The organism is Fuerstiella sp., from assembly GCA_022447225.1.
In the GTDB taxonomy this organism is placed as follows: Bacteria; Planctomycetota; Planctomycetia; order Planctomycetales; family Planctomycetaceae; genus S139-18.
Genome location: JAKVAZ010000010.1, coordinates 110,932 through 123,023 on the forward strand (window position 1 = coordinate 110,932; position 12,092 = coordinate 123,023).

The 12,092-nt window shown below is 53.3% G+C and carries 11 protein-coding genes; 6 read left to right on the forward strand and 5 right to left on the reverse strand.

The window, feature by feature from the left end; translation table 11 throughout:
• Positions 1-226: 226 nt before the first annotated feature.
• Together MK110_12515 and MK110_12520 are read right to left on the reverse strand one after the other, a co-directional pair.
• Entirely contained in the window at positions 227-1,240 is a 1,014-nt protein-coding gene (locus MK110_12515) for an SMP-30/gluconolactonase/LRE family protein (protein MCH2212119.1), read from the reverse strand.
• 172 nt (positions 1,241-1,412) lie between these two features.
• Complete coding sequence (locus MK110_12520; GenBank protein ID MCH2212120.1) at positions 1,413-2,693, reverse strand: beta-ketoacyl-ACP synthase II; 1,281 nt, start codon at positions 2,691-2,693, stop codon at positions 1,413-1,415.
• A gap of 556 nt (positions 2,694-3,249) precedes the next feature.
• On the opposite strand from MK110_12520, the gene MK110_12525 reads away from it, so the two are divergent.
• On the forward strand, positions 3,250-4,122 hold the full coding sequence (locus tag MK110_12525; protein ID MCH2212121.1) for an NADP-dependent methylenetetrahydromethanopterin/methylenetetrahydrofolate dehydrogenase: 873 nt from the start codon (positions 3,250-3,252) through the stop codon (positions 4,120-4,122).
• 248 nt (positions 4,123-4,370) lie between these two features.
• On the opposite strand, the gene MK110_12530 is transcribed toward MK110_12525, so the two are convergent.
• From MK110_12530 to MK110_12540, 3 genes are all read right to left on the reverse strand, one after another.
• Positions 4,371-6,353 carry an ABC transporter ATP-binding protein/permease gene (locus MK110_12530; GenBank protein MCH2212122.1) on the reverse strand — a complete coding sequence of 661 codons (1,983 nt, stop codon included), beginning with the start codon at positions 6,351-6,353 and terminating at the stop codon, positions 4,371-4,373.
• On the reverse strand, positions 6,286-6,765 hold the full coding sequence (locus MK110_12535; protein MCH2212123.1) for a helix-hairpin-helix domain-containing protein: 480 nt from the start codon (positions 6,763-6,765) through the stop codon (positions 6,286-6,288). Before MK110_12535 ends, MK110_12530 begins: the two co-directional genes overlap by 68 nt.
• 130 nt (positions 6,766-6,895) lie before the next feature.
• Entirely contained in the window at positions 6,896-8,341 is a 1,446-nt protein-coding gene (locus MK110_12540) for a DUF1501 domain-containing protein (protein ID MCH2212124.1), read from the reverse strand.
• Here MK110_12540 and MK110_12545 point away from each other — a divergent pair.
• The 5 genes from MK110_12545 to sufC all read left to right on the forward strand — a co-directional run bounded on the left by MK110_12545 (position 8,325) and on the right by sufC (position 12,051).
• Entirely contained in the window at positions 8,325-8,546 is a 222-nt protein-coding gene (locus MK110_12545; GenBank protein ID MCH2212125.1) for a hypothetical protein, read from the forward strand. The genes MK110_12540 and MK110_12545 overlap by 17 nt on opposite strands.
• 220 nt (positions 8,547-8,766) lie before the next feature.
• Positions 8,767-9,582 carry a pyrroline-5-carboxylate reductase gene (gene proC, locus MK110_12550; GenBank protein ID MCH2212126.1) on the forward strand — a complete coding sequence of 272 codons (816 nt, stop codon included), beginning with the start codon at positions 8,767-8,769 and terminating at the stop codon, positions 9,580-9,582.
• Positions 9,583-9,764: 182 nt separating this feature from the next.
• Entirely contained in the window at positions 9,765-10,385 is a 621-nt protein-coding gene (locus MK110_12555) for a transcriptional regulator (protein ID MCH2212127.1), read from the forward strand.
• A 169-nt stretch (positions 10,386-10,554) separates the two neighbouring features.
• On the forward strand, positions 10,555-11,091 hold the full coding sequence (gene nuoB / locus MK110_12560; GenBank protein ID MCH2212128.1) for an NADH-quinone oxidoreductase subunit NuoB: 537 nt from the start codon (positions 10,555-10,557) through the stop codon (positions 11,089-11,091).
• A gap of 150 nt (positions 11,092-11,241) precedes the next feature.
• Positions 11,242-12,051, forward strand: a complete 810-nt coding sequence (sufC, locus tag MK110_12565) for a Fe-S cluster assembly ATPase SufC (GenBank protein MCH2212129.1) — start codon at positions 11,242-11,244, stop codon at positions 12,049-12,051.
• The last annotated feature ends 41 nt before the right edge of the window (positions 12,052-12,092 follow it).

Consider the following 12,092-nt stretch of genomic DNA (forward strand, 5'->3'; position numbering starts at 1 on the left):
TGCGGTTGTTGTCTGAATGCTGTCGGAACACTTTGCGGCTGCCAACAAAACTGCAGTCCTGTTTTGAACTGATAACGAGCAGCAGAATCTGTGATCGACCGGATTTTACACCGAGTCCGAGCCCCAAAATCTGTTAATAGTGACGAATTGATCGTGTCGCAACCACTGGTAGCCGTATGGTGAGAGTTCAGTATTGCCGGGGGGATGGTTTGGGACCTGAGTCAGGTTACGAACGGGCAGTTGCAGAATGATGACCGGTTGCGTTGATGCGAATCCTGTACAAACCGCCTCCTGCAGTGATGTAGAGAGTTTGCAGTTCTTTCCCAACGCCGAAACAACAATTTGTGGGAAGTGTGGGGGTCCTGATCCTTGCCAGTTCATTACCGTCAGGATCAAAAACCACGACAGCAAATTTCTCTGCTGACCGGACTGCTGCGTAGATGCGCCCGGAGGTGTCCACTGTCATGCCGTCGATTCCTGTTTCGCTGCCAAAATCCACGATGACGTGTTTGTTTCCGAGCGTGCCGTCACAGGCGACAGGAAAGGCATTGAGTGTCATTCGGCCGATCTGAGCATCGGTGACAGATTCCGCCTGATCGGTCCCGTTGTCGGTTTCGGCGACATACAGCGTTTTTCCATCGGGGGAAAGCATGACACCGTTTGGTTTTGTAATCTCTGACGTAGCCCGTCTCAGTGAGCCGTCAGGGTCCAGTCGATACACATCCATCGACTGTAGTTCCATCTTCTCCGGTCCCACATATTTTGGGTCACTGAAGTAAATTCGACCGCGGCGATCAATGACGATGTCATTGGGTGAATTAAAACGCCTGCCGTTAAACCGGTCGACAATCGTTTTGAGCGATCCGTCTGAGAGAACTTCGACCAGGGCTCGTTTGCCTCCCAGCGGTGAGGCGCAACAGGCAAGCAGTCGCCCGTGGCGGTCAAACATCAGGCCGTTGGCCATTTTACTGTCGTTTGAGTGGATGGCGATGTCGCCCGTCTTTGGGTCAAACTTCATGATTCTTGCAGGTCGAGCGTCAAAGGGCTGAGCAAAATCACTGAAGTACATCAGGCCGTCGGGACCTGCAGCCACACCTTCTGTGAATCCTCCTTCTTCCCACAGCGTCTCAAGACGAGCATCGTCCGGAATCAGTCTGGACGGTACAGATTCATCGACAGCTGAAGATTCAAACATAAAAAGCAGATTCAGACCCAGTATGACGGTGAACTGTTTGATCACGTAATTCTCCCGATTTTATGGCACACACTGGAAGCAACCGGCTGATCATCGCTGTCCGAAGTGTTGAACCGAAACAGCCGCGTCGACCTCACTGATTATTCTGACGGGATTCCCGATACAAAACAAACATGGATTTTGTCGATCAATCAATTTTCGATTCTGTCAAACGGCATTAAACGTCGTCGGTACGCTGCAACTCCGGGTCGTCCACCCGGCCAATCACCAGCGAGACGTTATGCCCCCCAAATCCGAAACTGTTGTTAACTGCATAGCGGACGTCGGCTTCGACGGATTCATTGGCAATGTAGTTCAGATTGCAGTCCGGATCGGGTGTGCAGTAGTTAATTGTGGGGGGTAGAATTCCGGTTGTCAGTGCCAGAGCAGACACAGACATTTCTACAGCGCAGGCCGCCCCGATCATGTGTCCCGTCATGCTTTTCGTTGAACTGATCCGCAGCTTGCCGGCGTCGTCTCCGAAGACACGGTTCAGTGCTGCGGTTTCCATTGCGTCATTGTACTTCGTACTGGTGCCGTGGGCATTAACGTATGTGCAGTCTGCTATATCGGCCGCATTCAGCGCTGCTGCTTCGAGTGCGGAATCGATGGCGATTATGGCCTTTCTCCCTGCCGGATCGGGCTGCACCAGATGAAATGCATCACTGGTCGCTTTTCCGCTGAGGACTTCTGCCCACGCCCGGCCACCACGTTTTCTGAGGTGGTCCTCATTTTCGAATATGAGGATGGATGCCCCTTCGGCCATTACAAATCCTGCACGACTGATATCAAATGGCCTCATTGAAGTTTTTGGGCTGTCGTTGCTGTCGCGGCACATTGCTTTCATGCGTACAAACGAGGCTATTCCGAGCCGTGTGAGAGAGGCTTCTGTTCCTCCGGTAATGACGAAGTCGGCATTGCCCTGTCTGAGCACTTCGAGGGCGTCGATCATCGCGTGTCCGGAGGATGAACATGCACTGCTGCACGTATGGCAGGACCCGTGAATACCGAATGCCAGACTCACACATGCCGGTGGTGCATTGGGCATCAGCATCGGAATTGTAAAGGGGCTGACGCGCGAAGGGCCGCGTGACAGCATCCGCTCATGTTGAAATTCATAAGTCTCAAGACCTGCCAGTCCGGCACCCAGGATCACTGATGCGTTCTCACCGATGTCTGACGTTGGCAGACCGGCGTCTTCCAGTGCTTCGTGTGCAGCGAAGACAGAAAACTGCGTTGCCCGATCCATACGTTTACTGTTGACCAGGTCATTCACGTTCACGCGTGTCAGGTCAATGTCACGGACTTCACCACCGATAGTGACGTCCAGGTCGGTGGTGTCGTGGACTTGGAGAGTATCCAGGCCACAACTGCCATTAATTAAATGATTCCAGTTCGTCCTTCGATCGTTGCCAAGACACGTTGTCATTCCGATTCCGGAAACAAAAACCCGCTGCATTCTGAATCTCCAGCCTGCTAACGAGGCAGGGCACTCCATCGCTCATCATCAATTATTGAGGGAGGTGAGGCCCTGGTCGAACACAGGCTATTCTGTTCGGTGTGCAGGTCGCTGAACCGCAAGCCTGTACTGTGGCATTGCCGATTTCATCAGACCCCTCATAAGTCCGTAATAAATCATACTGAGACGATGCTGCAATGACACTCCACGTCAAAACGGACGTATTCGCTGTATTTCTCCGCACTGGAATTCCGGATCCGGGCAGATGAATTCGATTGAAGTCCCGTTAAAGTCTGATGACATCACACACCAGCCCGCTGTAGGCATCACGGAGAGTGCCCAACGGGAATTCCGGCGGGTAGGGAAGCGGTCGCAGGAAACGGATCAGGGACACTGCCCTCACTGGAGTCTTTTGGTCGGGATTCTTACCATTTTGTTGGCATGCTCAGAGCGACCATCGGGAGCGTTTTCGAATGTGAGCTCTAGTTATTTTCCCGGCACACTGCACTAGAATGTGCTTCGATTTTTATACACGCAACCGTTGGGCGATGAATTCATGCAGAAGATACTCATCCAATTCGACACCGATGAACAGCCAGCCACATTTGATCAGGTGGTGGCCGTTGATGCAGGTGCAGAACAAATATTGAGTTACGGAGGTATCAGCGAAGACAATGTCGAAGGGCTGGTCCACGGTGCGATCTTTACGAGGGGGCCGGCCGATCTGAATAACACGGCTATCTTTGTGGGCGGAAGCAATGTTGCTGCGGGTGAGCGACTTGCACACAAAATTGGTCGGACGTTTTTTGGACCAATGCGGGTTTCGCTGATGATGGATTCCAACGGGTGCAATACAACGGCTGCTGCTGCGGTGGTTGCAGCCAGAAAACATGTGGATCTGCGAGGTGCATCCGCTCTGGTTCTTGGCGGAACCGGGCCTGTGGGCCAGCGAGTTGCGCAACTGCTGGCCGGGGAATTCTGCAAAGTGCGGCTCGCATCACGATCCAGGGAACGTGCTGCCGCTGTTTGTGACCGGATTGTCGATGGACGTGAAATCGAGCGCCCGGAACCTGTCGCAGCATCCACGACAAAAGAATCCCTTGCGGCGGCAGAAGGTGTGGATCTGCTGTTTGCTGCGGGCGCTGCGGGTGTCTGTTTCCTTCCGGACGGTTGTCTGGCGTCGATCGATAGTCTCAAAGTTGCTGTGGATCTGAATGCGGTTCCTCCGGCAGGTCTTTCAGAAATTAAGATAACCGACAAAGCCGTCGATCGTGACGGAGTTCTGTGTTACGGTGCCTTAGGCGTTGGGGCTGCCAAGATGCAGGTCCATAAGCAGGCCGTGCGGGAACTGTTCCAGGCGAACGACAGAAAGTTTGATACAGAAGAGATTTATCATCTGGCACTGGAAATGGCAGGTCTGCAGAGTTAATTCGCGTGGCGGTTGCAAATTGACGATTGACATTAACTTCCGAGCCTGCCGATTTCCCCGCTCAAACACTGTCCGGTCCGGTTCTGTTCAGCAATTTGTCCAGTGCGACAATTAGACTTGGTTGTCAGTCCGTGGGAACAGAATTTTCGCCTGTCTGCTTCTTCGCGGGTCACGGAGTGTGGCCGGATCAAGCCAGTGACTCAGACGGTATGCAGAGAGTCCTTTTTTGTCGTTCCGTGATGGATTAATCAGGCTTTCGGGACAATCACGGACCGGGACCCCGTTGGTGTTGCCATTCGAACCTGTTCTTCCATCATCAAACGGTACCGACCACCCCCTGCCATCAGTTCCTCGTGTGTTCCGGTCTGAACAATACGTCCGTGTTCCACAACACAGATGACGTCGGCACCGGCAATAGTGCTGAGTCGGTGTGCGATTACAAAACTTGTGCGATTGCGCATTAGCCCGGTCAGGCTGGCCTGGATCAGACGCTCACTTTCGGTGTCAAGATTGCTTGTGGCTTCATCAAGGATCAGCAGGCGTGGATTCGCAAGAATGGCACGCGCTATGGCCAGTCGCTGACGCTGGCCGCCGCTTAGTCGAACGCCACGTTCGCCGATCAGCGTGTTCAACCCGTCTTTGAGACGGTCGATGAATTCGTTGGCGTGGGCTGCTTGGGCGGCCGCCAGCACCTGTTCCACAGATGCGTTCCGGTTGGCATAGTTAATGTTTTCGGCGATTGTCCCGTCGAAGAGAAATACATCCTGCTCGACCACGCCCAGCAGACTGCGGAATGATTCCACATCGTAGTCACGCAGATCCCGTCCATCCAGTTTTACTGTTCCCGACTGCGGGTCGTAGAATCGGGCGATCAGATTACACAGTGTGGTTTTTCCCGATCCGCTGGGACCAACCAACGCGACCACCTGTCCGGGAGCAGCGTCCAGATTAATGTTCTTCAGGGCCGGTTCGTCAGCGCCCGGATACTGAAACGTCACGTTTTCAAACACAATTCTTCCAACCACATCGTGGGGACGGACCCGAACGGAGTTGGACACTGGCAGCATTTCCTGCGGTTCATCCAGCAGATCGAGGATGCGATCCAGGCCGCTGAGACTGTTTTGAAACTGAGTTGCACTTTGAGCCAGAATCGCCAGTGGCTGCAGAAGCATCAGCAGGTAGACGAGGAACATCATGAGGTCGCCCACGGTCAGAGCACCGTCAATGACCCGCCAGCCACCGTAAAAAATCAGCGCGGCGCTTGTGAGCGGAATCATAGACTCCCAGACCATTTCAACGCTTCTCATCCACCACCAGGCGAACAGTTCCTTGCGCGCCATGAGGTTGTTTTCGAGAATGAATCGTCCGGCTTCACGGTGTTGTCGACTGAAAGCGCGTACGATTCGCATTCCGGCAAATGCCTCGGCGGCACCGGCGTCAATAAATTCACGTTGTTTGCGGATCGCCCGAAACTGAGGACGGATGCGGGAAATCCAGGTATGATGAGTAAAATAGACCAGCGGCAGCAGGACAAGTGCCCCCAGCAACAGTGTCCAGTCCACCCACGCCAAAATCAGCAGGCTGCCGGCAAGCTGAATGATGGCTCGCCACGGATTGTACAGCAGTCCGAAGACTAATTCGCCGACACTTCCTCCGTCTTCCCGCAGGATGGACGCTACCCCTCCGGATCGAATTTCCTGTACTCGGTGAAGGGGCAAGCGTATCGCATGTTCAAACACACGCCGTCTGACATCCAGCTGAATCCGTTTGGTAATGCGTGTAGCATACCATCGGCCCCAAATGTGAATGGCAATCCTGCACAGTGACACGACAATCACGGTGATCACAGTGATCGTCAGCAACGTTCTGCGGTCCGTGAAACCTGGAAATTCGGATGCAATCAGTGATGGTAATGCGTGATCTGTCAACACGTAGTCGACAACGAACTTGGTCCCGGCTGGTGGAATCAGCGCCAGCGCGGTGGCAACGGTTAATGAAACAAGGATCCCGACAACCTGCCAGCGAAATGGAATCAGTAGTCCAAAGAACCTTCGGACCAGTTCCCTGGCTGTGCGAATTCTTTCCCGACGACTGCGCCCCGAACCGGACGAGTGCAGTTTGCCTCCCGTCTGTTCTTTGGATCTGACACGATCGCGGTATTCGTTAAAGCGAACCCGACTGCTGTTTCGGTGACCTGACGGTTTCTGATTGCTGTTCTGTATGCTTGGCATGACCGATTGTAAGCCAGGGGCGGATCCGGTCGAGCGTCGAGGGGCCGATTCCATCGACGCGCCGCAGATCTTCAATTGAAGTAAACGGTCCGTTGAATTCGCGGTCTGCGACGATTCTGTGAGCCATCGTCTCACCGATTCCTCTGAGCTGGATCCACTCTACCCATGTTGCACTGTTGATGTCGACTCGAAAGAATTTCTGGAATGAGGTCCCTTGGTGCCACGGAAGCGGATCCGGACGCTGCATGCTGAGCCAGAACCATTGACCGGTCAAATACAACAGTGCCGCAAACACACAGCCGGTCAGAAAACGGTGTTGACCGGAATCAGAAACATCATTTTCCACCGCCGGGTGCTCTGTGAGGCAGGCCCGTGAAGGCCCGTCAATATGATCATCGACTGTGTCACTCATCCGGCCAGCTTCCCTGTGAGGATCGGGAATCCTGTTTTGTCGTCAAACCACTGCCAGAAAATATTTTATCGATGTATTTGTGACAGCAGAAATGTTCAACGGACGAACAAACTGCGATGTACGCATCGGGTCAGGCAAGGAGTTCGTCGATTACGTGTCCGTGAACGTCCGTCAACCGTCGATCAATTCCGTCGTGGCGAACCGTCAGTCGCTTATGGTCGATCCCCAGTAAATGCAGAATTGTTGCATGTATGTCATATACCTGTGTCGGATTTTCACGGTCCAGTGGTTTGTAGCCCCACTCGTCTGACGGACCGTACGAAATTCCGGTTCGAATGCCTCCCCCACATAACCAGTTGGTGAACACGAAGGGGTTGTGGTCTCGACCAATGCCTCCCTGACTGGATGGCAGTCGTCCAAACTCCGTTGTCCACAGAACAATAGTGTCTTCCAGCAATCCTCGCTGTTTAAGGTCCTTCAGCAGTGCAGCAGTGCCAACAGCCATTCCCGCAGCCAGAGGACCATGATCCTGTTCGATGTTTTCATGACTGTCCCAGTTTCGTCTGGGAAAACGATTGTCGTTACCCGACCAGATCTGAATAAAGCGAACTCCCCGTTCCAGCAGACGACGAGCGATCAGACACTTGCGACCGAAATACTCCGTTTCTTCCGGAGTGTTGATTGTGGACGGCCGGCTCCTGCCAACGCGATCCAGTCCGTACATCTGCAGCGTGCGTTCGGTTTCGGTGGAGAGGTCAAACACTTCCGGTGCTGTTAACTGCATTGCCGCTGCCAGTTCGTAGGAATGCAGACGTGCCTGCAGTCGCGAATCACCGGGGCGTTCATCGTTGTATTGTTGATTCAGAGACTGGAGCAGTTGTCGACCATCTGCTTCGCCGGCAGAAGTTAGAAACGAAGACTTTGCATTCAGATCTGCGATTGGATTTGCTCGTTGAGGGAAAATGACGGTTCCCTGACAGCTTGCCGGCAAAAATGCAGATCCCCAGTTTTTCGGACCATTGCTGGCGTAACCGCGATGGTCCGGCAGTACAACGAAGGATGGCAGGTTTTCGTTCAGCGTTCCGAGGGCATAACTTACCCAGGACCCCACGCCCGGAAATCCGGGTCGCTGAAATCCGGTAGCCTGCAGATAAGTTGCCTGACTGTGGACTCCTGTTTTTCCTGCAACATTATGGACGAACGCGATATCGTCCACGCACTCACCGAGCGGTGCCACCACATCGCTGAGCGGTTTTCCACATTCACCGTATGGTGCGAACCGAAACGGTGACTTCATCCACGGACCAAGTCCATTCTGGAAGGCTTCGATATGTTCGCCAAAATCGGACGGTTCGCCGTGATGCTTCTCCAAGTATGGTTTATAGTCCCACAGATCCAGATGACTGGCCGCCCCGCTCATGAACAGCTGGATCACTCGCTTCGCGCGAGCCGGATGATGCAGAGTCTCAACGACACCGCCGCTCCTGGTGGCATTTGATTCTTCAGAAAGCATGATCGAGGCAGCAAGTCCGGCGAAACCGTGACCTGCGGACGCCAAAATGTTTCGTCGATTCATCGGCATGATACTGGTGTTCAACAGGGAGTCTGGTTTTGTCGTGCCGGATTCAGCGACGCCTGCTGACGATCCGGCCAGTGTGCGGAGTACGAATGCCGTTGCCACCAGGCTGCAGCTTCACCCTGGCCCATTATTCCGCGACGACGAGTGCCTGTCCAGGTGGCACCTGCCGGTCCTGACAAATTTGATTTTGCCGCGTCTTTAATCTCTGTTTCCTGAGGCGACCGGGCCCCGGGAAATCTCCTTGATAAACACCTGTTCTGGCCGGTTTATGCTAAGTATGACTACGAAATCAGCTCGGATCAGCAATCCGGATACAAGAGGACGTTGATTTGGTATTTTCATCAGTGATGATGAAAGAAGAATTTTGTACAGCAGTCATTCCTGGTCACTGGCAAACAATGGACACGAAATCCGGAGTAAAAATGGATATTACAACCCTATCAGTCGGCTTCATCGGGGGCGGACGGATGGCAACGGCGCTGGCACAGGGATTCTGCCGGAATGGTCTGGCAAGGGATCGAATCAGTGCAGTTGATCCGGATTCTCAGGCCCGAAATATATTTGTGGACTCGGTTGGGCAGGGTGTCAGAGTGCACGACAAACTGTGTTCTGAACTGCTGCAGGCAGATGTACTCATTCTGGCAGTGAAACCGCAAATCATGACTCAGGTCCTGACCGGACTGGAAAATCAGATTTCGAAATCACAGCTGATTATCTCCATTGCAGCCGGAATTAATGTTTCCACGATAGAGGATTCACTTCCGGCGGGATCCCGAGTGATTCGGGTGATGCCCAACACTCCGTGTCTGGTTGGTTCGGGCGCCTGCGGAGTCAGTGCCGGGAACAGCGCCACATCCAAAGATCTTGAAATTGTTCATGCGTTGCTCGAATCGGTTGGCATCGTCGAAGTCATCCCTGAGAAGCTCATGAATGCGGTGACCGGATTATCGGGAAGTGGTCCTGCTTACGTGTTTCAAATCATTGAGGCTCTGAGCGACGGAGGGGTTCGGATGGGGCTGCCTCGCACGACAGCGACCCGTCTGGCGTCTCAAACGTTACTAGGAGCAGCAAAAATGGTTCTGGAGACCGGAGAACATCCAGGACAGCTCAAAGACGCGGTCACCAGCCCGGCCGGGACGACGATTGCCGGGGTGCATGCATTGGAATCCGGTGGACTTCGCGCGGCTTTAATGAATGCCGTGCGTGCGTCTGCAGAAAGGTCTGCAGAACTTGGTTGAGTGTTTCTGTGAGACGAACACTCATTTTTGATGATATTGACACCAAATATTGTCATAATTGTTGCTCATTGTTAAGAATACGGATCGAAGGCGGAAAGTGCGGCGGTTAGACTGATACATGTGCCCCGATATTGATGTGAGTTCTTTGGGAACGCTCCGGGGTAAATCTTTCGACAGGAATCATGGCTGGCATTGACGGACGAGATCGTGAATTGCTGGAACATCTGCACCGTGTCGGCGGAGCGGATATTCAGTCCTTGTGTGATGTTCTGCAGATTACGCGTACGGCAGTACGAGCAAGGATCCAGCGTTTGCGTTCAGGCGGGATGCTGGCAGTGGAGGCTCAGTCAGCCGGACGTGGTCGACCTCGTCAGATTTACCGGATTAATGCTGAGGGAATGCACGCATTGGGTGAAGACTACCGCCAGTTGGCGGTAGTGTTTTGGCAGGTGATTTCAGAAATCGACGATGAACCGCTTCGAAACCGGTTGCTGGCACGGGTTCGTGACCGTTTGGCAGAGCGTTTTCTGCGTCCGCTGCCGGTTGGTGGGACAGTTCGGGAGCGGCTGGACGAATTAGCTGATCAAATGAAATCCAGTGGTTTCAATATCGAATCAGACCACTCCGCAGGGCTGCCGATTCTGCGGGAAACCAACTGTCCTTTTCCCATGTTGGCCGACGTGGATGATTCAATTTGTCAGGTCGAGAAGGAAGTAATGGAGCAGGTACTGGGCGTAGACGTTGAGTTCGTGAATCGGTGTCGTGATGGTTATCATTGTTGTGAGTTTCAGGTGAAATCCTGAGCAGTCAGGAACGAACAGGTTTGGATGGGTTGGGTATTCCTCAATTCCTGGAAGGTCTTGGTCGCGATTGATTCAACATTCGCCATTGATAAAGTTTGTGGACATTTGCGTCTTCGATCGACGGTGAAAAATAACTCCCCAATGTACTGTGATTAAGGATCTGAAGTCGATGACATGGATCGAAGGGCGATTCGAAGAAAACGTCATCACAACGAGTGTCGAGCAGGCGATGAACTGGGGTCAACAGTCCAGTATCTGGCCAATGACATTCGGACTGGCGTGTTGCGCTATCGAGATGATGGCGGCAGGGGCGAGCAAATACGACATCGATCGTTTTGGGGCAGGTGCGTTTCGTGCCACGCCGCGACAGGCGGACCTGATGATCGTTGCCGGAACAGTTACCTTCAAGATGGCAAGTCGGGTTCGTCGACTTTACGAACAGATGCCGGATCCGAAGTATGTCATTGCGATGGGAGCCTGCACGGTAGGTGGAGGTCCGTATTTCAAGCATGGTTATCATGTAGTCAAGGGCGTCGATCTGGTGGTGCCGGTGGATGTGTATGTTCCAGGGTGTCCTCCGCGACCCGAAGCACTGCTTGAAGGTTTGATGCGGATTCAGGACAAGATTAAGGCTCGCAAAATCACACGGGGCGAAACTCAGCTCCCGGTGCCTCACCACAGTGGTTGCTCGGCACTCAACGTGTGAATTTGAATCCTTTACTCAGACACGGAAGTCTTGCAGGAGTCTGGTGAAGCTATTTTGCGCACGGAACCCTGTCAGCGGGATGATCATTGCACAGAACCGGCTGTTTGACTTCGAGTGTTCTCAGGTTCAGGTCAAGGAACAGAATAAATCATGGGCAGTCTGCTCAAGGTTAGTGATTTGCATGTGTCGGTGGCAGATACTCCGATTTTGCGTGGTGTCAACATTGAAATCCGTCAGGGTGAGATTCATGCTCTGATGGGGCCAAACGGATCTGGAAAAAGTACTTTGGCTTATGCTTTGGCCGGGCATCCTCACTATGCCGTGACTGATGGTTCAATCGAAGTAGACGGCGTGAACGTGACTGAATTAGCTCCGGACGAGCGCGCCCGAATGGGATTGTTCCTGGCATTTCAGTACCCGGTCGTGATTCCAGGTGTCAAGGTAGCGGATTTCATCCGTCACGCGATCAGCAATGTGCGCAATCCGGACCGCAAGGAAGGCGAAGGTCTGGTACCTATGCGGGAATACCGGAAAGAGATTCGGGCATGTATGCAGGAACTCAATATGGATGCCGAGTTCGCGCGTCGGTATCTCAATGACGGGTTTTCCGGCGGCGAAAAGAAACGCATGGAAATTCTGCAGATGGCCATGCTCCGCCCAAAGTTTGCTGTTCTGGACGAAACCGACAGTGGACTGGACAGCGATGCGGTACGCGTTGTCAGTGAAGGGCTGGCAAAACTGTCCGGTCCTGACATGGGGGTTCTGATCATCACGCATCACGAACGGTTACTGGAGTTTAATCCACCTCAATACACACATGTCATGCTCGGTGGCCGGATTGTCGAAATCGGCGATGCGCAACTTGCTCATGACCTGCATGCCAATGGATATGCAGACATTCGGGAGCGACATCCGGATGCTGCAGCCGATAATGCCTTAGCCGAAGCAGCAGCCGGGTGACTTCACCGAAATACTGAAACAGCTGCGGGCTCCACAGTCTG